The following is a 25,763-nucleotide window of genomic DNA, read 5'->3' on the forward strand; positions in this document are numbered from 1 at the left end:
GTGCACTTTGATTCTACCCAAAACTACATCGCCAGCGCAGCCTTAAAGCAAGCCGTAAACGCCGCTATTGCGCTACAAAAACCGCTTCTCATAAAGGGTGAACCTGGCACAGGTAAAACCTTACTTGCTGAAGAGCTTGCCACCAGCCTGGGCAGCGAACTTATCCAATGGCACATCAAATCGACCACCAAAGCACAGCAGGGACTTTATGAGTACGATGCAGTATCACGTCTGCGCGACTCGCAACTTGGTGACGCGAAGGTGCATGACATCAGCAACTACATCGTAAAAGGGAAGTTGTGGCAGGCATTTATTAGTGATGAAAACCAACCTCGCCCGGTACTACTGATTGATGAGATAGACAAAGCAGATATCGAATTTCCCAATGACCTACTGCTCGAACTCGATAAAATGGAATTCTTCGTTTATGAAACGGGTGAGCGGGTGAAGGCAACACAGCGCCCTATCGTAATCATTACTTCAAACAATGAGAAAGAATTACCCGATGCGTTTTTACGCCGCTGCTTCTTCCATTACATTGACTTCCCAAACGCGCAAGAGATGCAACAAATCGTCGATGTGCATTACCCAGACATCAAGCAAGCGTTATTGAGACAAGCACTGGATGTATTCTTTGGCCTGCGCCAAGTAGACGGTTTGAAGAAAAAGCCTTCCACCAGCGAATTGTTAGATTGGTTAAAGCTGCTGATGGCTGAGGACATCGATCCTAAAGTACTGCATAACAGCGCGGAAAAAGGCGGATTGATGCCATTATTTGGTGCGTTATTGAAGAACGAGCAAGACGTGTCACTTATTGAAAAACTCGCTTTTATGAGTCGTCGTTAATGCTCATCGAATTCTTTTTCACGCTCCGCAAATATCGACTCCCAGTGAGCATCAGAGAGCTCTTGGATTTGCTTGGCGCCCTCAATGCGGGTGTGGTCTTCGCCGATACCGAGGCGTTTTATCATCTTGCTCGTACCGTGATGGTAAAAGACGAAACGCACTTTGATCGTTTCGACAAAGCGTTTGCTGATTATTTCCAAGGCATTGAAGACATCGACTTGTTAGAAGCACTCAAAAATGAGTATCAGCTGCCTTCTGATTGGTTGCGTAAAGAATTCGAAAAACACCTCAGTGCCGAAGAAAAAAAACAACTCGAGGCCATGGGGGGGTTGGACAAGCTCATGGAAGAATTGCGCAAGCGATTTGAGGAGCAACAAAAACGCCATGCCGGAGGCAATAAGTGGATTGGTACCGGCGGCACGTCACCTTTCGGCGCCTTTGGCTATAACCCTGAAGGTGTACGCATTGGCCAACCCGACTCTCGTCAACGGCGTGCTGTTAAGGTCTGGGATAAGCGCCAATATCGCAACCTCGATAGCGATGCAGACATCAGCTCTCGCACTATAAAATTAGCGCTGAAAAAGCTGCGTAAATTTGCTCGTTCAGGTGCCAGCGATACGTTGGATCTCGCCGAAACTATCCGTGCAACCGCTAAGCAAGGCGGGATGCTGGATGTGAAAATGGCGCCAGAGCGTCACAACGCCGTCAATGTCCTCATGTTATTTGATATTGGTGGCTCGATGGATGACCACATTCAATTATGCGAGCAGCTATTCAGCGCTGCTCATGGAGAGTTTAAACACCTAGAGTTTTTTTATTTTCATAACTGTGTGTATGAGCACCTTTGGCAAGACAATAGCCGCCGGTGGGATAAAGTCATTGACACCCATAGCTTGATGCAAAGGTTCGGTCGTGACTACAAAATTATTTTTGTCGGTGATGCCACCATGGGGCCCTATGAAATCGCCTATCCTGGTGGCAGTGTAGAACACTGGAATGAAGAAGCGGGTGCTGTATGGCTGCAACGCCTCACCCATCATTTTGATAAGGTGGTGTGGCTCAACCCACAACCTAAATCCCATTGGCGTTACTACCACTCTATTGAAATGATTGATCAACTCATGGCCAAGGGGGAGCAAAGTCGGATGTTCCCATTGACGCTCGATGGCATCAGCGCAGCGATAAAAGAACTCAGCTAGTAAATTTCGAAAATGGGCACTTAAAAATGTGCCCATTTTCTGGTCTACCACAGCTGCAATACAACAAACGCAACGCTGAAGCCTACCAAGTAGATTAAACCCACCCAAGTCAGCAGCTTTAACCACGAAGGTTGCTTAATTTGGGCTTGTTTGACTAAGCGCATGTTGAGCCACGCGAATACCGGTGTAGTAAGAAATGCTAAGGTCATCGCAAATGTGAGCATCTCTTTTAAATTACTTTTGAAGAACAAAATCACCGCCATTCCAGGCACAGCCTGCAGCAATAACCACACACTGAGTTTCTTTGGCAAAGGTAAACGAGGCAATAAGTTCGCACTGGCCGTTAAGGTGCGAGCGTACCCATCCAGCACAGTGAGAGTCGTTCCGAGCATACATAAGAACGCAACTGTCGCAATTAACCATCGAGACCACTCACCGATAGTATATGCATACATATCAATTAGTTGTTGTGCAAAAGCAACACCCGCCAAGGCGATTTCAGTCGATTTACCATGCTGAATCAATACCCCGAGAGCAAAGAATACCAAGGCCAACACCGCAGTCATGATGTAACCGAAATTAAAATCAAACAGCCCTGCACTATCTGTTACATCAACTGTTTTTTGTTTGGCTTGAAGCCATAATGAGTTGAGTACTGAAATCTCAATGGGAGCTGGCATCCACCCCATCATTACAATTACAAAGCTGAGACCCGCAAGAGTCATGATATCTGGCGTCTGATAATCATTTTGCGCCAGAATTGGGTCATGGCCGGTTTGCACTAAAACAATAAAAAATGCGGCCAAGGTACTTATGGCGAGTATGGCCATAATCCATTTTGAGGCTTTGTCCAAAGCGCGATAATGACCAAAAAGTAAAAGCACAGAACAGGCCACTAATAACAATACGCATAGCGCACTCAGACCTAACGCTCCGCCTATCACATAGTGCGCCAAGGCTGCTGTGAGGAGTAAGACCCCCGCAGTGTTGACAATACCGGCAATGATACTGAGCACAAAAAAACCATAAAAGTACACCGGCCCTTGCTTTTTATACCCATCTACAAGGTTCTCGCCTGTGGCCAAGGTGTACTCAACACCACATCGGAAAAAAGGATATTTGCAAAGATTTACAGCAATAATCAGCCAGGCTAATTGCCAACCGTATAAAGCGCCAGCTTGTGTTGCAGCGACCAAGTGAGATCCACCAATGGCCGCTGTTGCCATTAGTATACCGGGCCCCAACGCCTTTAAATACTGAGAATACTGCACAATTTAGATGCTCTTATTATTATTTATGTAAGCATCCGAGAGTATGTTAGATACCTTTTATTTTCAACTGGATAGTTAGTCTTTCTAAACTACAATTAAACATGAATGCTCTAGCTTAGATATTTATATTGATACTTAGCTTGTACCTATTTATAATCATTTTTCGATAGCAAGGAGCCCGATAATACAGGCTCCTTTTTTTGTTTGTGTGGGAGTCCAATGCGTTTAAAAAAATTGCTTTGCGCAACACTTTTAGGATTTGTGTGTAGCCTGAGTGTGCATGCAGCACCTACACAGGTTAGTGGCTTTGCTACCATTGGTGCGACATACACAGATTCCAAGCAACTGGCCTTTCGCAGTGATGTCTCCGTCGATCAAGGAAAAAGTGGCAATATCGACTTTGGCTCGCTGTCGCGATTAGGTATTCAATTCGACAAGAAGTTTAATGAACAATGGGGGGCAACGGGCCAATTCGTTTTGAAACGTCATGTTGATTACAGTTTTGATCAATTAACTCAGCTTGCTTTTATCAGTTACTCCCCCACTCCAAATTGGAAAATCAAAGCCGGACGCACTGGTTTAGATTTGTTTATGATGACGCCGTATCGAAATATCGGCTACGCCTACACAGAAACACATGCCCCCGTTGAATTCTATGGCTTAGTTCCGCATCAAAGCATCGACGGAGTTGAACTTTCGAGCACCCATGCAACCACTAATGGCACGTTTTCTAGCCGCTGGTATGCAGGTAAATCCAAAGACTATTTGTCCAACTTTGAATATGAGTGGGAATTAGAGCTTGATAGTATTCGCGGTGTTACCTTAGCGTACGAACACAATAACTGGCTATTTCGTGCCAATCATAGTCGAGCTGAAGTGGGCGGCAATGAGATATCGCATTACCCTATGCTGCGCCAAGCAGCGCAGAGCATTCCCGACGTAATTTGGCCTGAGTTACGTGCGCTAACCGATGAAATAGACCCCGTAGGTAGTGAATTAAGGTATTCAACACTGGGCCTAAAATACGATAACGGTGCCTATTACACGCAATCCGAGCTTGCTTATATCGATGCCTCGACCAACATATTAAACAATCTCATCAACGGCTATGTCTACTTCGGTAAGCGTTGGCAGACGTTCACTGCACAGCTTGGCTATTCATTTACTGAGGGCGATGAGTACGATACCGCTGCACCACGAATAAGAAATAACTTTACAGAACAAATCTATCAAGCAATTGACCGTGGCCTTAACTACTATGTTAACGATTAATCAACCGTTTCAGTAAGTGGACGTTACGATTTCCGTACTGATATGGCTCTCAAATTACAATTTGAATGGGTAAATTTAAAAAGTAACGACAATCAATTCATGCTACGTGTACAAGACACTGCAGAAAAAGAAAAGTTACTCGTGATCAGCGCCACATTGGATTGGGTCTTTTAATTATGAAGTTAATTCCCGTTTTCGCCGCAATCATGATAATGAGTAGTCACCCACTCAAAGCAGAGAGTGAGATTGCTGTGATTGTGAATCTAAAGAATCCAACCAATGAATTGACGACCAAACAACTCATCGATTTGTATATGGGCAAACTTATTGCTTTTCCCAATGGCGATCGCGCAGCACCACTGGATCTCCCTCAAGAATCTCAGCTACGAGAAGATTTTTATCAAACGCTCACAAAGAAACCGATCAGCAGTATCAATGCGTATTGGTCTAGAGTGAAGTTCAGTGGGCACGCTCAATCTCCACTGAGTTTACAAAATAGCGCCGAGGTATTGCAGCGAGTAAAAGACATTGACAATGCCATTGGCTATGTAAAGCTTAAAGACGTCACAGACGATGTGAAGGTGGTATACACTCTTGCTCAATAAGCATAGTTTGATTTTGCGCCTCGCTATGGTGTTGGTTTTAACCTCACTAATAGCAGGCGTAGTAGCTGTTAGGTATTACTATCAAAGTATTTATCAACAAGAGGTTGATAAGGCACAGCTCGCCATTGACCAGCTCCATAAAACGGTGTCTAGCACTGCATCAATCGCTGTGTACCTAAAAGACAAAGACCTCGCATTAGAAGTCGTTAACGGCCTTATAAAGAACGACGTTATCCTGGGTGCACAAATCAGTAGTGAAGACACTGTGCTTGCACAACAAGGCGCAAACGACGCTGTTCGAGGTCTGAGCTATGAACTCTTCAACCCTTTTTTTGAAAATGAAGTGGCAGGCAAAATAACACTCTCTCCCGCGCAGAATTTAATTGAATACAATGCGCGAAATATCGCTCAAAACAGCGCACTGTTATTAGTGGTCCACACTATAGTTGTGCTACTCATATTTATCGTGATTGCCTATTTCATCGTAACTAAACCAATGGGCCTGTTAAGTAAGGAGCTGATGCAGATTATTCCAGGTACGGCAAATCGTATCGATATTCCCTTCGCTCATAGCGACAGTGAAATTGGTGATATAGCAAAAAGTATCAACGATATGTTGCAAGATGCCGAATCGCATTTCAGTCAAGAGCGAGAATTACGAAAAGAAGTTCAAGAGCTTGGTAATCGTCTACAACTGCTTTTCGAGCACGCGTCTTCTGCAATGATCCTAGCAACTCGCAGCGGCAAAATAATGCTTTTCAACGCCTCAACTGCGGACTTGTTGAAACGCCTAAACATCACAATTAGCGGCAACCTCTACGAATTAGTTGAAAATGCCTTCATGGATGCCAACGCACTTAAACAACACATCTCCGATAACCTGAACAAGAATGATGTTGCCAGAGGTGAATACCAGCTTATTAATGATATAAATGGTGATGAAATGTGGGTCCACATACTGGTAACCCGCAGCTATGGGCAGGACAACACGTCTTACTTACAAATTTTTATTAACGACATTACCACGCGCAAGAATGAGCTTGCGCACCTAAGCCACACAGCCAGTACTGACAAACTTACTGGATTACTCAACCGAGCAGGTGCTGAACGTGAAATTGATGCTCGCCTGAGTGCACAACAAGCGCTCACACTCATGCTTATAGACCTAGATGGCTTTAAACCAATAAACGATATACATGGTCATGATGCCGGCGACATCATTCTTTGCCATGTTGCCAACCAACTACAAGATTCATTGCGCAAAGGCGACTTGTGTATCCGGTGGGGTGGAGACGAGTTTGTGGTTGTCGTAGAGTCCAAAGGTGCAGAATCAGCCATACAACTCGCCGAAAAGCTCAGGATGGCATTGAGCACACCGAAAAAGCTGGACAATGGTGAGCTAGTTACTGTCGGCGCCAGTATCGGCGTGGCGATGTCACCTGCTCACGGGGTCAATATAAAAGATTTAGTCAGTGCCGCAGACAAAGCCATGTATTCCATCAAACATCAGAATAAAAATGCCTCTGCTCTGGCGCCTATTTAATCCGTATTCAAAGCGTTTTGAGGAACTCAGGTTGATATAACTCTGCATCCGCTTCAAGATTAAATTTGTTTGCCAACACGTCAAGCTTTGCTTGCTCGATGGCGAGCTCTTCCATGGTGATGGTGTTGTCATCCAACTGCCAAAGTTGTCTGCAACCACTGTAATTAAACTGTAAAGCATGCAACGCTTCTACGTTGCCTTGCTCAGCTGCGGCCTTAACTTTAGCAAGCTTACGGGTGATCAAATTCAGTGCTTGTTTAAGGCGCCAAACATACGCTACTTCCGTGAAAAACGCATGATTTTGATAACGCTTTAAGAATAAACCAATGATAAATGTAGTAGCGATTACACCGATAAGATTCCAATAGAAATGGCTGCCACTTTCATTGGGCCAAGCAAGGATCAGTATTCTGGCGATGCCTAGACTGCCAACAATCAGTGCTGCAATACACGCAACAATCACGATATTAAGATGCTTTCTATATCGCTCTTTATCTATTTGTTCCAATTTCATAACCCACAACCATAACCTGAAAACGAAAAAGCGAGGGCATTATACCCTCGCTATAGACAAGAAAGTAGCACCTAGTGGCGCCCAATTTTTGCTCTAGATCATCACCAAGCTCACTAAGAAATATGCGATGAATGTCAGTACACCACCAAATAGTGCGTATGGCATTTGCGTCTTAACGTGAGTCAGTAAATCACATCCAGAGGCAATCGCCGACACCGCACTGGTATCTGAAATCGGCGAGCAGTGGTCGCCAAACACACCGCCACCCAAGATGGCCGCAAGTACCAGTGAAGGGGGAAGTCCTAGGGCTTGAATTAATGGCACACCAATTGGGATGAGTATCGCAAACGTCCCCCACGACGTACCTGTCGTGAATGAAATAACCGCGCCAGTTAAGAATAACATCGGCACAACTAACACCAGAGGTAAGTAATCACCCACTAAGGAGGCAACGAATACGCCGGTACCCAGCTCTTTTAAGCTTGAGCCAAGTGCCATCGACAACAACACGATGGCAACAAGAGGAAGTAACTCACCCATCCCCTTGAAACCCATGTCCACAAGTTCATGATGGCTAAAAAGCTTACTGAAAGTCAGTAATAGGTAAGCGACAACACACGATAGAATCGTTGCGTAAAGGACTGACTGGGAGCCACTACCTTGAGCGATATCGCCATTACCGGTCCAGTACATAAAGCCCACCATGGAGGTGATCAGCGTAAACAATGGGACCAACATAAAGCGCGCTTTGGTGCCTTTGTCAGCTTCTGCATGTTCGGTCACATCTATTTTCTCAAGCTTTCGTTCCGCTTCTTTCATCGGCCCGTGGACTTTATCTGAAATAATGGTGTAGGCAACTAACAACAGTGCAATGATAGCGTAGAAGTTATAGCCAATACTGCCCCATAATATAGAGACTGATGACTGTTCCAATTCATAGTTATCCAGCAAGCCTAGGATGTATGCTCCCCACCCGTTTAGAAGAATTAGAATACACACAGGTGCGCTGGTACTGTCGATAATGTAAGCCAAGCGTGCTCGGCTCATTTTAAATTTGTCGAATAATCCTCTAGATAGAATACCCGAAGTTAATACGCTGAGATTTGACTCAATAAATACAGCAACACCGGAAAACATGGTCAAAAATCCAACTTGGCGCTTGGACTTAGCCACCCCTTTTCCGATAAGCAAATTCACTGTCGCAGCCACACCACCCGATTCTCGGATATAAGCCAACAAAGCACCAATGAGCACACTAAAGAGTAACACTCGGCTGTTTCCTGGCGACGATGCAGTCTCAACAACACGCTCTATGGTATTGATAAAAGTGAAGAATAAGGTATTACCTTCGCCACTCAAAGCCAGTAAGAATTCAGATGACGCCACTGCAACAAGCAGGGCCATAATCACCTCTTTACGCCAAAAGACGATTGCTATCGCAATGATCGGCGGCAGTATGGAATACCACGACATGTTGTTATCCTTGTTATTATAAAGCTTGAATAGTCTTGCAAATGAGCATAGATTATTCAATCAATTTTCATTTATCTGTAATTTTTTAGTTATGCATCCACTCCCCTACTTCCCCTATGTGGGCCAGCAAATGCACGTTGAGGACTTAGCTATCAGCGAACTAGCCAAGCATGTCCCCACACCTTTTTATTGTTATTCTAGCGCGGCGATTGCAAGTAATTACAAGCGTTATAGCGATGCCTTTTCGGGGTTGGATAGCTTAATTTGTTATGCTGTAAAAGCCAACTCAAATCAGGCAATTTTGGCAACCCTCGCCCAATTAGGCGCGGGTGCAGACACAGTTTCAGAAGGTGAAAATCCGCCGCGCGCTAGCCGCGGGCATTAGTCCAGACAAAATCGTATTTGCGGGTGTGGGTAAAAGCGAGCAAGAAATTCAATACGCCTTAGAACAAGGTATTTTGCAGTTCAATGTTGAGTCTGAACCTGAGCTTGAGCGTATCAGCCGACTTGCAGCGCAAAGTAACACTACCGCACGCATCTCGATTCGTGTGAATCCTGACGTTGAAGCCAAAACACACGCAAAGATTACGACAGGCAAAGCGGAAAACAAATTCGGTATCAATATCGATTTAGCACCTGCTTTATATGCAAAAGCAGCCAGCTTACCTGGCATTGAAGTCACCGGCGTCGATGTACATATAGGCTCTCAACTTGTTGACCTGGAACCATTTTCTCACGCTTTTGCGAAAGTGGCTCAACTTGTGCGCGATCTTAAGGACAAGGGTATTCACATTAGCGTCATTGATATTGGCGGAGGTCTGGGTATTAACTATGGCGAGCACCATGACGAACCTGACATCGTTGCCTATGCCAAGCACGCGCAAACACACCTAGCTGAACTGGGTTGTAAGATTATTATCGAACCAGGTCGTTCTATGGTGGGCAATGCGGGTGTGTTAGTAACTAGAGTTGAGTACGTAAAAGTAGGCCAAGTACGTACCTTTTTAATTTTGGATGCGGCGATGAACGATTTAGTCCGTCCAAGCATGTACGATGCCTATCATCACATAGCGACTGTCGAACAAAAGCAAGCTACTGCCACTTACGATATTGTCGGTCCAGTGTGCGAAACGGGCGACACGTTTGCGAAAAACCGTGAAATCGGCGAATGTTCCGAGGGAGACTTAGTTGCAATCATGGGTGCTGGCGCATATGGCGCTGTCATGGCATCCCATTACAATTCACGCTTGAATGCCCCCGAAGTCCTCGTTAACGCTCAGGAATACAGTATTATTCGTGAACGTATCAATTTTGACGCACTACTTTCACTCGATACCCTTCCAAATTGGCTGTAACCTACCAGCCAAGCAACTTTTATCGTTATTTAACTATTTTTCAAACATATAGATGAATAATTAGCCGAGAGTAAGATTTACTCTCGGTCGTACCTTTACACCCATTAACATATATTTTATTTTTAATTTAAGGAATAACTAGAAAAAATTATTCTTGATTAATATCCGCAACACTTGTTTAATAGATGTACAACAATGGAAGTAGGCACAGTGTTAACAGGGTACAGGGTAATAGTCCAACCAATAAATAATTTATTATAAGGATGGGGATACGATGAAACGAAGCAAACCAAGCTTTACAATGAGCTCACTTGCGCAGGCAACCTACCGCGCAGTTCGCTCACCAAAAGCAGCAATTACGTCCACGTTAATTGCTGCTGCATTTGTGAGTGGTCCTGCACTAGCAGCACTCACTGGCAGTATTAAGGGTACAGTCATCGCGCAACAGACTGACAAGTCAATGGCCGGTGTAACCGTGACAGCAACTAGTAACGTGATGCCAAAAGCACGTACTACGGTTACGCGCGCTGATGGTAGTTATGACCTACCGCAGCTAAAGCCTGGCACGTATGAACTCACCTTCACTAACAAAGATGGTGCGAGTCAGACAATGACTGTACAAGTCTTGCTTGAGCAAACATCTAAAGTGGATGTTGAGCTCAGCATGGTGGGTGACAAAACTGAGATCATTGAAGTCTCAGGAAGCCGCCTTTATCGCCAAGGTAATTCTTCACTGACGAACTCGTTAGGTGAAGACGCAGTTAAGAATATCCCCATCGGTCAGGACTATCGTGACCTACTCAAACTTGTTCCGGGTGTTGAACTGTCAGAAAATGCAACACTAGGCCCATCTGCAGGTGGTTCAGGTGTCGATAACTCTTATGGCTTTGACGGTGTTAACGTATCATTGCCAATGTTCGGTAACTTAGCCTCTGAGCCATCAACTCACGATGTTGAGTTCGTAACGATGGACCGTGGTGGTGCGAAAGCTGTCGACTTTAACCGCTCAGGTGGTTTCGCCATCAATACAGTGTCTAAATCTGGTACGGATGAGTTCGAAGGGGGTATTGAATATAAAGTACAACCCAAAAGTCTCGTAGCCTCGCCAATCGGCGCTGAAAGTTATGAGTTAGATAAGAGCTGGTTAACTGCCAACCTAGGTGGCCCGCTGATTGAAGATACCTTGTACTTCTACACCTCGTACTATCGCCCAGAAGTGGAGCGAACGAACAAAGACACTGCTTATGGCGATGTCAAAGATTACAAAAGTGTGCGTGATGAATATTTTGGTAAGCTAACTTGGGCTCCGACAGACGATTTACTCTTTAACATTTCGCAACGTACTTCAGATAAAACCATTGAAGGTCGCTCAATAGGTGCCTATGGAGCCGATTCAGTTTCTGCTGGTGATAAAGCTGACCAAGATATCTTTACTTTAGATGGTTCATGGTTGATTACTGGTGCTACTACACTGTCATTCCAATACAGTACATTCGATTTAGAGACTGGCACAATACCTGACACTGTTTTATCTGTAGAGCCGTCTATTACAGGTCAACTTAATCTAAGTGACTTAACACAAATGGGCTACTTTTCAGTTCCATCTTTGCTAGACGCAGATTCTGGCTATACAGCCGAACAGATTGCTGCATTTAATGCAGGCGCGGCGGACTTAATAGCGCAATATGGTTACACCGAAAATGGGCAGAAAGTAGGTGGTGGTCAAGTTGGTGCATATCACCAGTTCGATAACAGTGATTTTTCACGAGAATCTTTCGAATTTGAAATTGATCATGAAATGAACTGGGGCGATGCCTTCCACTCATTGCATTTTGGTGCGCAGTGGTCATCAGGAAAAGAAATCCTAACTCGTCTCTCTAATGGTTGGGGCAGAATAAGCTATGTTGGCGGTTTAGATGAAAGTAAAGAAGCGGGCAGCGATGCGCCAGTTATTTACCGTGCTTACATCCAACAGATGAGTCTTGTTGGTGGCGGTGGTGCAGCAGTACCTGCAATCGTCTCTGAAAATGAGTCTATCAACATTGAATTTAATGACACCATTGAAATCGGAGACTGGACATACAACCTGGGTTTATTGGTGAGCCGCGATACCTATTATGGCCAAGGTTTAAAACCCAAATCTGGCACTGTTTCGGGCTATGAAGTCGCACCGGGTCACAAGTATGAGATGTATCAAACTGATTGGACTGACATGCTGCAACCACGTTTAGGTGTGAAGTGGAACTACGAAGGTGAAAACGATGTATTCGCAAACTTCGCCATCTACAACCCAGCAACAAGCTCACTCGCTCGTGCGGCCTCTTGGGACCGAAACACGCGTTCAGAACTTGATGTTGAATTCGACGCAAACGGCAACGTAATTTACGCTGAACCACGTGAAGGTTCATCAGGTAAATTCTTCCAAGAAGATATGAAGCCTCGCCGTATCAATGAGTTGACGTTAGGTACGACCAAGTATGTTGGCCAAGACCTAATTTTCCGCGCACACGTCCGCCACCGTAAGGGTATGCACTTTTGGGAAGATATGCCGAACAATGCACGTCTAACTGATTACTCAGGTCTAGACGTACCGGGTGTCCCTGATGATATCGCCGCTAAAGGTTTGTATATCGACAACCTAGACGAAGTACGTGCTGAAATCGGTGGTTCATCTTATGTTATCGCTGAGGTGGATGGTGGTGAAACCAAGTATTGGGAAGCAAGCTTAGAAGCAGAATACTTAGGTGACAACACCTACCTAAATGCTTCGTATGTTTGGAGCCACTATTACGGCAACTTCGACCAAGACAACACGACAGCAACCAATGATGCGAACACCTTCATCGGTTCATCTTGGTACGGTGATGGTCGCGGTCGCTACCCTTGGGATTACCGCTACGGTACGCTTTCAGGTGACAAACCACACAAGTTAAAAGTGTATGGTTACTACACCACGCCTTGGGAAGCGAACATTGGTGCCTACTTTGTGTTCCAGTCTGGTCGCCCTTGGGAGAAATGGCACGGTACGCCTTATGGTTACTCAAGCGACACCAGCCGCTATGCAGAACCTGCTGGCAGCCGTCGCAGTGCTAGCCACTGGCAGCTAGATTTGAACTACACGCAGGATATCAATATCTACGGCGACTTCGCTATGCAGTTCCGTGCCGATATCTTCAACGTGTTCGACCGTCAAACCGGGTATAACAATAACCCATACTTTGACGATGAGACATTCGGTGAAGCGCGCAGCCGTTACAGCCCGCGCCGCGTACAGTTGTCTTTCAACTTCGAGTTCTAAGCACCCCCAGACTAGCGCCCGTAAGGGCGCTTTTCTTTGGCCTTCACATTTCCTTATATCTTTGCAATCAGCAACTCACTGCCCTGTTTAACTCAACGAAATAATGTTATTTGTATCAAATAGATACATAATCCAAATTGGTTTGTATTAGCACGCCTAGGGTCTGTTGACCCTAATTAATTCTTACGTCTTTGATTAGCCTATAACGAAGATCTGAAAGGTATCCAATTGCAAAGAGCAGCAAACTTGAGTTGAAGTGTCCATCTAGCATAAGCATCCACATGCTCTCATCTTTTGTGACGCCTACGTATACGAATATCCATGTGGCCATGAACCAACAGACTTTTACGGTCCATGAGTACTCTCCTAAAAACCACTTTGATATCGATGACTTCTTAACACTTTTTTCCAAAATAAAACTTCCTTATTGTGAATTTTAGACCCGCAGTAATTAACGTTTTTAATGATTATCGACGAACCAAGTGTACCCAAAAAAAAGAGAAAACAATCACCATCTCTATGGCTATATTCAGTGCTTGTTTCAAGTAACGTCAGCACTGAAATAAATAATTAATTTCCTGTAAGGGAGGTCGTTATTGCGAGCAAAAAAAACGGCATCAAATGATGCCGTTTTGAATGAATACCCAGGCAGGGGTATCCTGTGTTAGCTGTTACTATGGCGATGTTGAAGAATCGCCTCATAAACGCGGGTGACAACTGAGCCATATTTCCCCGTTTCAAATTCTTTGCCTTTAAACTCAAACCGTGTGTCGCTGCCCACCACTTCACTGTGGCGAGCGTTAGTGAACAAAATAACTGCCAAGTCATATTCTGGGTCAATCACTGTGACCGTCCCTGTCCAGCCGGTATGACCATAGGCACGCGCACTTGCGTATGGGCCAAAGTGCCAGGTGCGTGCACCATTTCCGGCGCGACGCCATCCTAAACCGTAGCTTTCATCGGTTGCCGTCGGCTTAATAAATTGATCAATCACATTTGGTGAGACAAGTTGCACTTCACCATAACTTCCCGAATTTAGCAACATTTGTGTTAGTTTTGCGACACTTTCCACGTTCGCAAACAAACCCGCGTGACCTGCCACGCCCTCTAATGAATAAAAGGCTTTTTCGTCATGAACCTCACCTTGCAGCACATAATTGCGCACACCATCAAAATCGATACGCCCGCCTCGGGTATTGCCGTGGATCTCAGTCGCTGCTATTTGCGCAGTTGTGAAGCCTTTTTGCAAAGGATTAAAGGCCATCGTGTTGATGCCAAGCGGCCCATATAATTGCGTTTCAACGTAAGCATCTAGCGGCATGCCGGAGATTCGCTCTACGAGCATACCCAGTAACATGTAATCCACGTCACTGTATACGTGGCGCTGCCCGCGCATCATCTCGAACGGCACAGCATGGGTGATTAAGTACTTCGTCCATTCACTGTTGAGTGAGTAATATGCTTGCCCAAGGTGATTATCAACACGGTGAAAGTCCACAACCTCAGGATAGCCTGCTGTGTGAGTTAATAAGTCTTCCACCAAGCGTACATCACGCCCTTGCCCTGTATACTCTTTGATGTAATGACTGATGGGCTTACTGACATCGAGCAAACCTTTTGACACAAGGTGCATCAAGGCTAGATTCGTTGCAAACATCTTGGTGTTGGAAGCAATATCAAACAAAGTATCAGTCTGCATGGGTTGAGGGATTGCCAGAGTTTTACCACCATCCTCATATTTGCGTGCATGCCCGTACGCACTCAGTTTCACCATGCGGCCTTTGTAGACTACCCCGAGCACCGCACCAGGAAACCCTGCGGCCACTTCTTGCTCAATCAATTCATCTACAGAGGAGAAATCGATGCGCTCTTTATCAGTTCTGGCGAGCGTGGGTGCAGGTATGCGAATTCGTAACTGTGCATCTTCTGGATAAACGGACTTCACATACACAGTATTGGTGCCATCGTGCGTGCGCCTTGCTAGCGAATAGCGGTAAGTGTGCTCTTCCTGCAGCGGTTCGGCTATATTGATGGTCTCACCGTTGACGACAATCTCTGCACGCTGCGCATTAATGTTTTCAATAATGATTTCACCGCGCCCTTGGTAAGACTTAAAGCGGTATTTGTTGTTCACATCGATGCGGGAACTTGGGTTTTGCTGTGGATACTCAACAAGCAACTGCTCATTACCAAGCACCAAAATATGTGGCTTTGCCTTACCTAATTCTTGATACTGAGCGAACAGCTTTTCTGCCTTTTTAGGTTTGTAGCGTTTCAGCAGTGCAAACAAGACAGACGCAGTTTTGCCATCCGCTTGAGCATTCATTTGCCAGGGCAAGAAATGCGCTTGAAACGCGCTAAGCGTGTCCAAAGTTTGTTTATCAATTTGTGCGGTGACATCGATGCCATAACCATAGTCCGCCAGTGCTTGTTGCATCAAAGCGATTGAGGGCGGTGCCACGCTAAAATATTGCCAGTAAGATTCGACATCTTGCTGCTCATACCAAGCACCTATTCCCGCTTGATATAACTGATACCAAGGAAAGCGCGGACCTGGGTCACTTTTTCGCTCAGGCGCTATATCAGCGTGACCCACAACCTGTGTTGGGCCAATATCTGGATTACGAGCAAGAATGTCTTGGCTGAGCTCTATCAGCAGCTCGATTTGCTTAGGATCGTAATCAGGGAATACGCAAAAGCGCTGGCTACTGTTCGCCCCTATCTGCTCTTTAGGTTGCGAATAGCTGCACGTAGGCACATTAACTATTTCAATACCGATGGAATGGTCATTTAAGTCTGTTCTTCCCTGCCAATAGCTGCTGCCCGCATGCCAGGCTCTGTCTTGTTCATGGACAAGCTGAATAACTTCGAGCTCTTTGTCACCATAGCTAGGATCATTACTTTCAGGCACCAAATAATGTGAACTTAAACCTCCTTCCTCTACCAGCACTCGCTCAGACTTTTCATAATCGATAGCGGTATAGTGCATCACTAAAAATTTGATGCGCTTTGAATAGTTTTGCGATTGCTTAAATGTGTAGCCCGAACTACAACTGCTCAGCACGCTCACCAAAAAGGCGAACAATGTGGTCTTATAAAAGAAAGGCAAAAGATCCTTGTTCATATCAACCTGTAGTAAATTTACGTTCAACGTCACGCGAACAGCGCGATGTACCTACTTAAACCAGAATTTTCTATGCACTTACATGGCCAAACATGTCAAATGATGCAATTCATTACAGCTTTTTTGGTACACGCTCGATAATTGTACCCTTACAGTACAATAATATTTTATTTCATTCAAACTTATATGGATAAAATATATATTCCAAAATTTGTATTTATTCCTTCTACAGAATAGACTGTTAGCATTATTCAAATCGTTACCTTTACATCAATGTACCGATTTCAATGCTTTCAGGATGCAAGGTTACCTGAAATTTTTTATTCCTTTAGTTTGGAATATCAGGTTAAACTGTAGTTATTACGTTGTGTTAACATGTGTACCAAACATTTATGTACCCATGTGACAAAGAAACCTAACAAAAATTAAGCAACTTCTTATGTCGACATTTGTAAAAATTAAGGCACTGCGCCAATCTTTCTCGAGTAGCGAAGCTAAACTCGCTGAATTCACATTGAACTCAGCCAATGCTATTCGTGACTTATCATCTATTGAGTTAGCTAAAGTCGTAGGCGTAAGCCAATCAAGTGTAGTTAAGTTCGCGCAAAAGCTCGGATACAAAGGCTTCCCCGCATTTAAACTCGCTGTTATCGACGCCCTAAATTCAGAATCTCCCGCACCTAAACTACACGGCAAAATCACACTTAATGATAGTTTAGAGCAAATTGCGGAAAAGCTATTAAGCAGCAAAATGGCTGTGCTCAGTGAGACTAAGAACCTTAACGAAGCCCATTCGGTCGAACTAGCGGTATCTCTTCTTAAAAATGCACGCCGCGTGGCGATATGTGGTTTAGGTGGTTCTGCATTGGTAGCAAAAGACTTTGCCTACAAACTTCAGAAGCTTGGCATTGCAGCCATCGCCGAAGCGGATGGCCATGCACAACTGGCCTACGTCTCAACCCTAGGTAAAGACGACCTTGTCATTGCGATTAGTGAGTCGGGTAAAACCCGTGAAGTAGCAGAGGCTGCTCATCAAGCCCATGAAAATAACTGCCCAGTCATTGCAGTAACCAAATTTGGATCAAGTCCCGTTGCAGACGGTGCAACGGTGAATTTGTATTCAGTAGCAGAAGAAGAGTCAATTCGTTTGTCATCTATTCTTGCCAGAACAGCGCAGGACTTTGTCATTGATATTCTGTTCATTGCGCTAACCCAAGCTACGCGTCCGGGTCGCAAGCTTCTAGAGCATTCTAACGACGTGGTTAAAGCGTTTCGCGAGAATTAAAAAAAGGCCCGTTTCGGGCCTTTTTAACGATGGGAGATAACACTTCAGTTACTGGTACAGCAGGTATTTTTTGCGCATCGCAATAAATTCTTCAAGCCCTGCTTGCCATGCTTCCTTAATCTCAGCTTCCGATTGGCCGGCTTCGATGGCCTTGCGTAACTCGTCTGTGCCCGCAAGCTTATCCATAAAGTTAGCGCTGGTAAAAAATTCAGTATTTTGTTGTTTAAATTTATCGTGGGCGCTAATTAACCAACCTAAATCAAGTCCTCGCACTGGGCTTTGACGCAAGTCTAAGCCCTTGGCAATCTTATCTTTAAGTTTAGGGTTACTGGCAGCTCCAGCAATAGAACGAGGGGAAAACTCAAACTCGCCCAATGCGATTTCATCAAAACCCAACACTTGGAATGGAAAGTCCGTGCCGCGGCCAATACTGACGGGTGTTGCTTCAAAGAAACACAATGATGGATACAAGCCTATCGCTTGGTCGTTCGGTAAGTTAGGACTGGGTTTTATCGGTAGTGAATACGCCATATCGCGACCGTAGTTGGCTACCGGTATTACAGTAAGTGCGGGGACTAACCCTTCATCAAGCCATTTTTCACCAACAATCATTTTCGCCAACTCCCCCACAGTCATGCCATGAAGCACTGGAATTGGGTGCATACCCACAAACGACCGAAATTCACTCTCTAAAATGGGCCCGTCTACATAAGCGATATTTGGATTAGGACGGTCGAGCACAATAAATTCAGCGCCGGCTAGTGCACTTGCCTGCATCATATAATGCATGGAACTAATATAAGTATAAAAACGTACGCCGACATCTTGGATGTCAAAAATAACGACATCTACTTGACCCATAACATCTAAATTGGGCTGCTTATTCTTGCCGTAGATAGAGACAATGGGTAAACCGGTTTTGCTATCAATGCCAGAGTTCACATGTGCTCCGGCATCATGATCGCCACGAAAGCCATGCTCTGGTGCAAAAATGGTGGTCACTTTTACTTGTTTCGCCAACAAGACATCGACTAAGTGGCTATCTCCTACCATAGAGGTCTGATTGACCACTAACCCCACGCGTTTCCCTTGTAATTGCGCTAGGTACTTATCAAACTGGCTGGCACCAACTTGAATATCTGCCTGCTGCGCGTTGCAAGCGACTGTCATTAATAGCATTAGCGCACTAACAATTAAGGTTGAAGCGCGTTTAAGCATCGCCTTCGACCTCTTCGACTGCGGCACGAAGGAAACCTTTGTTGTGAACTAGCAGTTCTTTCCCTTGCTCAGCTGTTTTGCCTGTCAGCAGCATCAGGATTGCGAGCTTAGCACTTTGTTCGCTTTGTGCTAGAGCATCAACGGCCTCTTGTTCACTGCACTCTGTGGCTTGCATAACAATACGTACCGCTCGTGCTTTGAGCTTGTCATTACTGGCGTTCACATCAACCATAAGGTTGCGATATACCTTGCCTGAGCGGATCATACTCGCCGTTGTAAGCATATTCAGTACGAGCTTTTGTGCAGTGCCTGATTTCAAACGTGTTGAACCTGTTAAGGCCTCGGGGCCGACCACTGCAGCCAGTTGAATATCCGCCGCATTCAGAACTGCAGAATTAGGCGAGCAACTGATCCCCACAGTAACACAACCTTGTTCACGGGCGAAATTCAGCGCCGACACCACATAAGGCGTGCGGCCACTGGCAGCGATGCCAACCACGACATCGTCAGCACAAAGGTTGTGATGCTTTAAGTCTTCAACGGCTAATTCGGTGTTGTCTTCCGCACCCTCTACCGCCGTTTGAATCGCCTTTTTACCACCCGCAATGATCCCTACTACCTGATTTGGGTCAACACTAAAAGTAGGGGGACACTCCGCAGCATCGAGCACGCCCAAGCGGCCACTTGTTCCTGCACCGATGTAAATTAAGCGAGCCCCTTTACTGAATGCGTCGACAATGGCATCAACTGCTTTGGCGACCTCCGGAATGATCGCGCGCAATGCAGGTGCAACCTTTTGATCTTCATCATTAAGCTTACGAAGAATCGCCTCTGTCGGGAGGAGATCAATGTCTAAGGTTTCTGGGTTTTGCCCTTCTGAAACAATAGTGTTTAACTCCCGCAGAAGTTTAGAACGACGCTCATTTTGTAAACTCATTGATTTAATTCCACTTATTCTTACTTTTTGCCAAAATATAGGCACCATCTAAAGATGAGCCTTTTGCAGGCTGCACGAACTGTTGACACCTTGGTGCCAATAATGGGGCCGTATTGTGCGCTAAACCGCCCAACAATACCACCGGCAAGTCATAATCTGACCGCGTATCCAAGATTAAGCGTTCAACTGCTTGTCCATGGCGCGTTAGAATCTCACTTGCTAGATCACAGCCGGTCTGACATTGCCAAATAATCTGACTTAACTGTGCGTAATCTACTATTTGTGCCTCGCTGAGCCATTGGCTTAACTGTGCACGGTTACTACCAATTTTCGCCGCAACGTTTTCTAATACTTTGGGAAGTACCGTTTGCATATCAATGGCATGCATCAAGGCTTGCACTAACATCGCTCCCAATCGCGCGCCACTGCCTTCATCGCCAAGGGCAAAGCCCCAACCGCCCACTAAGTGCGTGCTACCATCATTCAGTAAACGCATACCTACTGAGCCGGTTCCCAGCGCCACGCAGGCAACGGGTTCGCCTAGATTGGCTCCTAAAGCTGAAGTCAGCGCATCGCTAACGACCTTTGGTTGTTTAAAGCCGTTGTTTTGTAACGCACAGACAAGTGCCTCTTTGGCTTGAGCATTGCCCGCCCCCGCAACACCGACTGCAATGTCGGTGTGCAAAGCCAACATATCATTAGCCGCTAATATATCTTGGGCATGCTCCACAATATTCTGGCAACTTCCTTGCAAATCATGGCTCAATGATGACCCAGTGCCGATGTTCTCTGATACAACCATACCGTCAGGATCGTATAAACGCAGCGCTGTCTTTGAGCCACCCGCGTCGATGGCAAGCACCCAGTTATTCATAACTCACCTGTTGCTTCATTGACTGAGATTCGCTTGCAGAAACAGCGTGTTTCTCTATCGCAGGTTTGCGGCCTATGGCGCACACAAACGTTGCCAACGCCGTACCAATACACAATTGCCATGTAAAACCGAGGTTAAATTGCCAGTGCTGAGGGAGAATCACACTTTGCACATATGGCTGCATCATTAAAGTGGCCACAAAACCCACGATTAAAGCAGCTAAAACCGACGTTTCACTGCCACGCTTTAAAAACAAAGTAGTGAAGTAAACGCCTAATAACCCTGAATATGAAAACACCATGACGCTGAGCGCAAACTTAAGCAGCGGCATTTGCGAATATTGCTGCCAGAAATAACACAGAATTGCCATCGCCCCTAAAGCGAATGACACACCCAACATGGCAAACCGCCCCACTACAACATAATGATGGTCGTCTTGCTCAGGTTTACGCTTTTCATGCCAGGGCTTATAAATATCTTGTACAACAACCGATGCCATGGAGCTAAGCCCAGAATTCAATGTTGAAATTGCGGCTGCAATGATGCCGATGGTCACCAAGCCTTTAACCCCAGCGGGAATTTCATTGAGCACATAGTGCATAAACACGGTTATTTTCTCGCCTTGAAACTGCCCCACATTCGAACCATCAACCGCTCCCATCATGATGTCTGGGCGCTGATAAAACACGAACAACAGTAAACCAATTACGATGAATAAAAACATGACCGGGATGACCATTGCGATACTGAGCAAAATTGCGCGACTGCCCGAACGTGCATCTTTACAGGTCAATACGCGCTGCGTCATGTCTTGATCTAAACCAAATGCGGCAATGTTTAACAATACAAACCCCGTTAACACCGACCACATATTGAAGACTCCAGAAGCACTGAAGTCCCAATCAAACTTGAATAGGGCAAGCTTAGAGCCCTGCTCAAGCCCGGGGTTTTGCAGTGCATCAACCACTGTGGAGAAATCTGCCGGAATTGCCAGCCACAAGCTGACAATCACGCATACCGCAGCACTGGTGTAGACGATACATTGAATAACATCTGAATAAATAACGGTGCGGATGCCGCCGAAAATGGTGTAGGCGATACCAATAACAACCAAAACCACTGTCGCAATAACGACACTGCTTGCAGCAATGTTGCCATACAGAATCATCGCCACAGCAATCGCCGCCATATACAAGCGGGCACCACTAGCAAACACACGCCCAAACAAATACATCAACCCCGCGCGACGCTTAGCTTTGGGGCCAACTTGTTGTTCTAACAATTCATAGACTGTGTACACTTTGTACTGATAAAAACGCGGGATCAGCACCTGCGCCACAATGATGGCGGCAATAAACGCACCGATATTCGTTGCTAAATAGGATAAGTCGCCTTGGTAGCCTTGATCTGGGCCACCGATAAAAGTCGCTGCAGATTGCGAGGTTGCTAACACCGACACTGCAACCATCCAAGTAGGCATCGCATTGCCACCAAGAAAATACTCTGCCGAAGTATTGGCTTTTTTGCGATTAAACCACCATGCGGTTAGGGCGATAAGTAAGGCATAGGCGCCAAACACAAGCCAGTCGAGGGGTTCATAATGTGCATTCATGTACTGTTCGTCTTCTTCTTGTTATTTTTGCGCAGCTAAACTAGGGAGCTGCCAATCTCTTTGTTTAAGCACATATTCCATGCGCGGCAAAATAACCATTAACGGCTGCTTATCCTTATCAAGCCAAGCTAATAACGCATCCATATCTGGCTCTGCCATTGCGGTACATCCAGCTGTAGGTTTGTCATTTGCACGCCATAGATGCATGAAAATACAGCTTCCAGCACCATCAATATTATCTGGGTTGTGGGCAACGATAATGCCTTTTTTGTACAGGTCATCTTGGCTGTGAATATCTCGGCGCATCGCTTCTGATGAGCCTTCAACAGCCTTTTCACCCACCACTTTAGTGTTCACCATTTGGTTGTAATACGCAGAGCCTTGCACATCAATACAGTAATCACCGGCATCCATTGCGTGATACTCAAGGCCCGTTTTTACCGACTCCAGATAGCCGAAAGCATCACCTAGCGCGAATACCCCCGCAGGTGCCTTACCGTCGCCCTCTACTTTTTGTTGGCCCAGCTGTGGTTGATGCATGCCAATCCCCCATGCCAGACCTGTACGGCCAATAACCACAGCACTGGGTTCGCTCACCGCTTGCCATTGATTGTCTTCATCGCGCTCAAACAAGGTCATTTCACCTTGAATATCGGTCCATGAGTCAGTAACAACGACCGCGAGCTGTTGATTGTTCGATGCGATTGGCTGTTCACTTGCAGTGACACTACTGCTAATTAGAGCGCTCATCAGTAGCATTAGGCTTTTTAGTTTGTTATTCATTGCCATACTCCGTTGGGAAGTTCGATAAGATCATCAATGTGCGTGATTCCTAACCCCGCGCTGTTATTAAGGCGAATCATAGGGCCAGAGAACATTGCGCCACCTTGCACTGGATCATATTGCCCAAGCGCAGGACCATCTAAATCAATTAAACTGATTTGCTGCGATTTTGCCGCCGCTAAATGGGCCGCCGCTGAAACGGCAATACTGCCTTCTAACATACAACCAATCATGCATGGGCAATCGTACGTTGCTGCAATATCGGCAATACGAATAGCACGGCTTAAGCCACCACTTTTCATCAACTTAATGTTGATGATATCGACCGCGCCACGCTCAAGTAAGGTCACCACTTGCTTTGGGGAAAAAGCACTTTCATCTGCCATGATTTTTGACTGCACGCGCTCACTGATATAGCGCAAACCGTCAATGTCATGCGCTTTCACTGGTTGTTCAACCAACTCTAGGGCTATACCTTGGCTCTCAATCGCTTGCAATGCGCGCACAGTTTGCTTGGCATCCCAACCTTGGTTAACGTCTAATCGTAAAGAGGCTTTGCTACCAACATGATCAGCAATCGCTTGTACCCGTTTAATATCTTGCTCAAGATCGTTACCGATTTTGATTTTGAGTACATCAAATTCCTTGTCGAGTGCGATATCACAGTCAGCGAGCATTTTTTCAACGCTGTCCACGCTAATCGTGACATCCGTTTTCAGTTCATTTTGAAAACCACCCAATGCCTGATACAGCGGCACGCCTAAATCTTGGCTCCACAAATCATAAAGGGCAATTTCCAGCGCTGCTTTGGCACTGCTGTTCGCAACCACGGCCCCTGCCAACCGATTACATAACGCATTGATATTACGTACATCCTGATCGATTAGTTGCGGTGCCAATACGGTATTGATGATGCTCAGCATTGATTGATGGGTGTCGCCAGTGATCACCGGTGTGCTAGGGGCGCTACCATACCCTGTTTTGCCGCAATGGGTGTCGACCATCACCACCAAATCTTCAATGCTGGAAACAGTGCGCAGTGCGGTTTTAAAAGGTGTGTGTAGCGGCACCGACATACGTGCAAAACGCACCGATTTAATTATCATTGAGCACCACCTTTACCGACTACTGCAATACGCTTGATTGCATAGGTACGGTCTAGGTACGAGGTTTTGCTGTTTAAATGCAAAGGCAACAAAGGCGTGACCGATACGCCGTTGAGCTCACCATCATAAAAACCACCATCGCTTTTGATATAGCCTAGGCCTTTTACATCATGAATTACGTAGGGCTGACCTTCATAATCGCCGATGTACATCATCACATGACCTGGGATATAAATGAGGTCGCCGACTTTCATTTTGCTCAGGACTTGGTGTTTTTCTGCTAGCGTAGCTGCTTTGTCAAAACGCCAGTTATGGCCATATTCGCCTGCGCCTTGCCACGATGAGTTACGCGGCATCATCACGCCAAAAGTCTTGTATATTTCACCAACAAAGCCCGTACAGTCGCGCGCATTGTAATCATGCCCCCAACCATAACGTTCACCCAAGAATTTAAATCCTTGTGCAATGAGGTTGTAACTCGTCAAGGGTAAGTAACCAATACTGACGTCACTCGAGCGTGGTAACAATGCGGGTTTAAACCCTAAGCTGCCATCATCATTACGTACGGGTAATTTCACGATGTAGCTGGCAAAACTATTTTGTCCATGAGTTAGATGGGCTATTTCTTCTTTAGGCATTAAGGGCAGGCGCACGCCCATATCCAACTGTACTTCGGAAACTCGAGGTTTGTTTGGTACAAAGGTGGTATCGACTTTATCACCCGTGACTACGATAAAGTCTTTGCTGTTCATGAAGTCATTAATGATGTCTTTGCCGCCAACTGCAATGGCCGACTTTTTCACCCATGCGGTGTAGTTGTATGCGGCAACTAAATACCATTGCTTGTCTGCGCTTTCGTGCAAAACTGCAACCGCTTCACCCGGGAAAGCGCCACTTTCTTGAAACCTGTCTAAATCTGCGTCCATTTCTGCGTTAAGTACACGGTCATCGGTTGGAAAGGTGCGTAACGACGTGCGATTCACCACCATACCAAAACGAACTTCATTAGTTAGCTTTACAGCTTCTTTATTGGTGTTGGCATGATAGCGCTCAAAATCGGCTTTCGTGAGTGCCGTGCCATCGACATAAAAACGTGGGCTGGAAGGTGTTGCGCTGGTTTTTTGTATTTGTTGTATTAGCTCATCAGCAGAAAGCTCCGTAGCAAAAGCCAATGGGTCAATCACATGTTTATCTGTAGCGATAAGTTCACGGTTAAATGCCTGAATTTGCGCAGTGCTCATCAGCGGTTTGTGGTCAGCGTGTTGTTTTAACCAAAATGCAGGCGATAGCATGACTTGCTGTACCTGAGGCACATCACTAACAAAGGGGGCAATATTCTGCTCTTGCACAGATTGCGCGATGCTTGGCGTTGCGCCGAATAATGCGCTAACTACTAAAACTGGTAATAAAGATTTACGGCTGTTATACATTCTTGGTCTCCGAGCGTG

The 25,763-nt window shown here is 45.7% G+C and carries 21 protein-coding genes; 10 read left to right on the forward strand and 11 right to left on the reverse strand.

Features of this window, described 5'->3' with window-relative positions; genetic code table 11:
* Positions 1 to 846, forward strand: coding sequence for an AAA family ATPase (locus ACH19P_RS14135; RefSeq protein WP_462159174.1), 846 nt, complete (start codon positions 1 to 3; stop codon positions 844 to 846).
* Complete coding sequence (locus ACH19P_RS14140; protein WP_462159175.1) at positions 846 to 2,045, forward strand: vWA domain-containing protein; 1,200 nt, start codon at positions 846 to 848, stop codon at positions 2,043 to 2,045. The genes ACH19P_RS14135 and ACH19P_RS14140 overlap by 1 nt, the downstream gene beginning before the upstream one ends.
* Positions 2,046 to 2,089: 44 nt before the next feature.
* On the opposite strand, the gene ACH19P_RS14145 is transcribed toward ACH19P_RS14140, so the two are convergent.
* Positions 2,090 to 3,271, reverse strand: coding sequence for an NRAMP family divalent metal transporter (locus tag ACH19P_RS14145; protein WP_462159176.1), 1,182 nt, complete (start codon positions 3,269 to 3,271; stop codon positions 2,090 to 2,092).
* Positions 3,272 to 3,535: 264 nt separating this feature from the next.
* On the opposite strand from ACH19P_RS14145, the gene ACH19P_RS14150 reads away from it, so the two are divergent.
* Genes ACH19P_RS14150 through ACH19P_RS14165 form a run of 4 tightly spaced genes read left to right on the forward strand, consistent with a single transcriptional unit; the run spans position 3,536 to position 6,736 of the window.
* Positions 3,536 to 4,588 carry a hypothetical protein gene (locus tag ACH19P_RS14150; protein WP_462159177.1) on the forward strand — a complete coding sequence of 351 codons (1,053 nt, stop codon included), beginning with the start codon at positions 3,536 to 3,538 and terminating at the stop codon, positions 4,586 to 4,588.
* A gap of 42 nt (positions 4,589 to 4,630) precedes the next feature.
* Positions 4,631 to 4,762: a hypothetical protein gene (locus ACH19P_RS14155; RefSeq protein WP_462159178.1), complete on the forward strand. Its 132-nt coding sequence runs from the start codon at positions 4,631 to 4,633 to the stop codon at positions 4,760 to 4,762.
* Positions 4,763 to 4,764: 2 nt separating this feature from the next.
* A complete protein-coding gene (locus tag ACH19P_RS14160; RefSeq protein WP_462159179.1) occupies positions 4,765 to 5,193 on the forward strand; it encodes a type 2 periplasmic-binding domain-containing protein in 429 nt (142 codons plus the stop codon).
* Positions 5,183 to 6,736 (forward strand): sensor domain-containing diguanylate cyclase, encoded by a 1,554-nt coding sequence (locus tag ACH19P_RS14165; RefSeq protein ID WP_462159180.1) that lies wholly within the window; start codon positions 5,183 to 5,185, stop codon positions 6,734 to 6,736. Before ACH19P_RS14160 ends, ACH19P_RS14165 begins: the two co-directional genes overlap by 11 nt.
* 7 nt (positions 6,737 to 6,743) lie before the next feature.
* Here the strand turns inward: ACH19P_RS14165 and ACH19P_RS14170 are convergent, their stop codons facing one another.
* Together ACH19P_RS14170 and ACH19P_RS14175 are read right to left on the reverse strand one after the other, a co-directional pair.
* On the reverse strand, positions 6,744 to 7,250 hold the full coding sequence (locus tag ACH19P_RS14170) for a DUF3087 domain-containing protein (RefSeq protein ID WP_462159181.1): 507 nt from the start codon (positions 7,248 to 7,250) through the stop codon (positions 6,744 to 6,746).
* Positions 7,251 to 7,343: 93 nt separating this feature from the next.
* The gene (locus tag ACH19P_RS14175; protein WP_462159182.1) at positions 7,344 to 8,723 is read right to left on the reverse strand and encodes a Na+/H+ antiporter NhaC family protein; all 1,380 of its coding nucleotides are present in this window, start codon (positions 8,721 to 8,723) and stop codon (positions 7,344 to 7,346) included.
* Between the two features lie 91 nt (positions 8,724 to 8,814).
* Here ACH19P_RS14175 and ACH19P_RS14180 point away from each other — a divergent pair, with 91 nt between their 5' ends.
* From ACH19P_RS14180 to ACH19P_RS14190, 3 genes are all read left to right on the forward strand, one after another.
* Positions 8,815 to 9,108, forward strand: coding sequence for a hypothetical protein (locus ACH19P_RS14180; protein WP_462159183.1), 294 nt, complete (start codon positions 8,815 to 8,817; stop codon positions 9,106 to 9,108).
* Positions 9,053 to 10,078, forward strand: a complete 1,026-nt coding sequence (gene lysA / locus ACH19P_RS14185) for a diaminopimelate decarboxylase (RefSeq protein WP_462159184.1) — start codon at positions 9,053 to 9,055, stop codon at positions 10,076 to 10,078. Before ACH19P_RS14180 ends, lysA begins: the two co-directional genes overlap by 56 nt.
* A 274-nt stretch (positions 10,079 to 10,352) precedes the next feature.
* Positions 10,353 to 13,376, forward strand: a complete 3,024-nt coding sequence (locus tag ACH19P_RS14190; protein WP_462159185.1) for a carboxypeptidase regulatory-like domain-containing protein — start codon at positions 10,353 to 10,355, stop codon at positions 13,374 to 13,376.
* A gap of 664 nt (positions 13,377 to 14,040) precedes the next feature.
* Here ACH19P_RS14190 and pbp4b read toward each other — a convergent pair.
* Positions 14,041 to 16,500: a penicillin binding protein PBP4B gene (pbp4b, locus tag ACH19P_RS14195; RefSeq protein ID WP_462159186.1), complete on the reverse strand. Its 2,460-nt coding sequence runs from the start codon at positions 16,498 to 16,500 to the stop codon at positions 14,041 to 14,043.
* A 439-nt stretch (positions 16,501 to 16,939) separates the two neighbouring features.
* On the opposite strand from pbp4b, the gene ACH19P_RS14200 reads away from it, so the two are divergent.
* The gene (locus tag ACH19P_RS14200; protein ID WP_462159187.1) at positions 16,940 to 17,785 is read left to right on the forward strand and encodes a MurR/RpiR family transcriptional regulator; all 846 of its coding nucleotides are present in this window, start codon (positions 16,940 to 16,942) and stop codon (positions 17,783 to 17,785) included.
* A 48-nt stretch (positions 17,786 to 17,833) separates the two neighbouring features.
* Here the strand turns inward: ACH19P_RS14200 and ACH19P_RS14205 are convergent, their stop codons facing one another.
* The 7 genes from ACH19P_RS14205 to ACH19P_RS14235 are packed head-to-tail and all read right to left on the reverse strand — an operon-like array spanning position 17,834 to position 25,745.
* On the reverse strand, positions 17,834 to 19,003 hold the full coding sequence (locus tag ACH19P_RS14205) for an exo-beta-N-acetylmuramidase NamZ family protein (RefSeq protein ID WP_462159188.1): 1,170 nt from the start codon (positions 19,001 to 19,003) through the stop codon (positions 17,834 to 17,836).
* Complete coding sequence (murQ, locus tag ACH19P_RS14210) at positions 18,996 to 19,940, reverse strand: N-acetylmuramic acid 6-phosphate etherase (RefSeq protein WP_462159189.1); 945 nt, start codon at positions 19,938 to 19,940, stop codon at positions 18,996 to 18,998. The genes ACH19P_RS14205 and murQ overlap by 8 nt, the downstream gene beginning before the upstream one ends.
* Positions 19,941 to 19,944: 4 nt before the next feature.
* Positions 19,945 to 20,814 (reverse strand): glucosamine kinase nucleotide-binding domain-containing protein, encoded by an 870-nt coding sequence (locus tag ACH19P_RS14215; protein WP_462159190.1) that lies wholly within the window; start codon positions 20,812 to 20,814, stop codon positions 19,945 to 19,947.
* On the reverse strand, positions 20,807 to 22,426 hold the full coding sequence (locus ACH19P_RS14220) for a sodium:solute symporter (RefSeq protein WP_462159191.1): 1,620 nt from the start codon (positions 22,424 to 22,426) through the stop codon (positions 20,807 to 20,809). Before ACH19P_RS14220 ends, ACH19P_RS14215 begins: the two co-directional genes overlap by 8 nt.
* 21 nt (positions 22,427 to 22,447) lie before the next feature.
* Positions 22,448 to 23,209 carry a L,D-transpeptidase family protein gene (locus ACH19P_RS14225; RefSeq protein WP_462159192.1) on the reverse strand — a complete coding sequence of 254 codons (762 nt, stop codon included), beginning with the start codon at positions 23,207 to 23,209 and terminating at the stop codon, positions 22,448 to 22,450.
* Complete coding sequence (locus ACH19P_RS14230; RefSeq protein WP_462159193.1) at positions 23,206 to 24,315, reverse strand: dipeptide epimerase; 1,110 nt, start codon at positions 24,313 to 24,315, stop codon at positions 23,206 to 23,208. Before ACH19P_RS14230 ends, ACH19P_RS14225 begins: the two co-directional genes overlap by 4 nt.
* Positions 24,312 to 25,745 (reverse strand): SH3 domain-containing protein, encoded by a 1,434-nt coding sequence (locus tag ACH19P_RS14235; RefSeq protein ID WP_462159194.1) that lies wholly within the window; start codon positions 25,743 to 25,745, stop codon positions 24,312 to 24,314. The genes ACH19P_RS14230 and ACH19P_RS14235 overlap by 4 nt, the downstream gene beginning before the upstream one ends.
* Between the last annotated feature and the right edge of the window lie 18 nt (positions 25,746 to 25,763).

The organism is Pseudoalteromonas sp. GB56 (assembly GCF_054923835.1).

Excerpts from the sequence above, each read along its gene's own strand:
- ACH19P_RS14140 (WP_462159175.1), top strand. The coding sequence starts at position 846 with ATGCTCATCGAATTCTTTTTCACGCTCCGCAAATATCGACTCCCAGTG.
- ACH19P_RS14145 (WP_462159176.1), bottom strand. The coding sequence starts at position 3,271 with ATGGCAACAGCGGCCATTGGTGGATCTCACTTGGTCGCTGCAACACAA.
- ACH19P_RS14150 (WP_462159177.1), top strand. The coding sequence starts at position 3,536 with ATGCGTTTAAAAAAATTGCTTTGCGCAACACTTTTAGGATTTGTGTGT.
- ACH19P_RS14155 (WP_462159178.1), top strand. The coding sequence starts at position 4,631 with ATGGCTCTCAAATTACAATTTGAATGGGTAAATTTAAAAAGTAACGAC.
- ACH19P_RS14160 (WP_462159179.1), top strand. The coding sequence starts at position 4,765 with ATGAAGTTAATTCCCGTTTTCGCCGCAATCATGATAATGAGTAGTCAC.
- ACH19P_RS14170 (WP_462159181.1), bottom strand. The coding sequence starts at position 7,250 with ATGAAATTGGAACAAATAGATAAAGAGCGATATAGAAAGCATCTTAAT.
- ACH19P_RS14175 (WP_462159182.1), bottom strand. The coding sequence starts at position 8,723 with ATGTCGTGGTATTCCATACTGCCGCCGATCATTGCGATAGCAATCGTC.
- ACH19P_RS14180 (WP_462159183.1), top strand. The coding sequence starts at position 8,815 with ATGCATCCACTCCCCTACTTCCCCTATGTGGGCCAGCAAATGCACGTT.
- ACH19P_RS14190 (WP_462159185.1), top strand. The coding sequence starts at position 10,353 with ATGAAACGAAGCAAACCAAGCTTTACAATGAGCTCACTTGCGCAGGCA.
- pbp4b (WP_462159186.1), bottom strand. The coding sequence starts at position 16,500 with ATGAACAAGGATCTTTTGCCTTTCTTTTATAAGACCACATTGTTCGCC.
- ACH19P_RS14200 (WP_462159187.1), top strand. The coding sequence starts at position 16,940 with ATGTCGACATTTGTAAAAATTAAGGCACTGCGCCAATCTTTCTCGAGT.
- ACH19P_RS14205 (WP_462159188.1), bottom strand. The coding sequence starts at position 19,003 with ATGCTTAAACGCGCTTCAACCTTAATTGTTAGTGCGCTAATGCTATTA.
- murQ (WP_462159189.1), bottom strand. The coding sequence starts at position 19,940 with ATGAGTTTACAAAATGAGCGTCGTTCTAAACTTCTGCGGGAGTTAAAC.
- ACH19P_RS14215 (WP_462159190.1), bottom strand. The coding sequence starts at position 20,814 with ATGAATAACTGGGTGCTTGCCATCGACGCGGGTGGCTCAAAGACAGCG.
- ACH19P_RS14220 (WP_462159191.1), bottom strand. The coding sequence starts at position 22,426 with ATGAATGCACATTATGAACCCCTCGACTGGCTTGTGTTTGGCGCCTAT.
- ACH19P_RS14225 (WP_462159192.1), bottom strand. The coding sequence starts at position 23,209 with ATGAATAACAAACTAAAAAGCCTAATGCTACTGATGAGCGCTCTAATT.
- ACH19P_RS14230 (WP_462159193.1), bottom strand. The coding sequence starts at position 24,315 with ATGATAATTAAATCGGTGCGTTTTGCACGTATGTCGGTGCCGCTACAC.
- ACH19P_RS14235 (WP_462159194.1), bottom strand. The coding sequence starts at position 25,745 with ATGTATAACAGCCGTAAATCTTTATTACCAGTTTTAGTAGTTAGCGCA.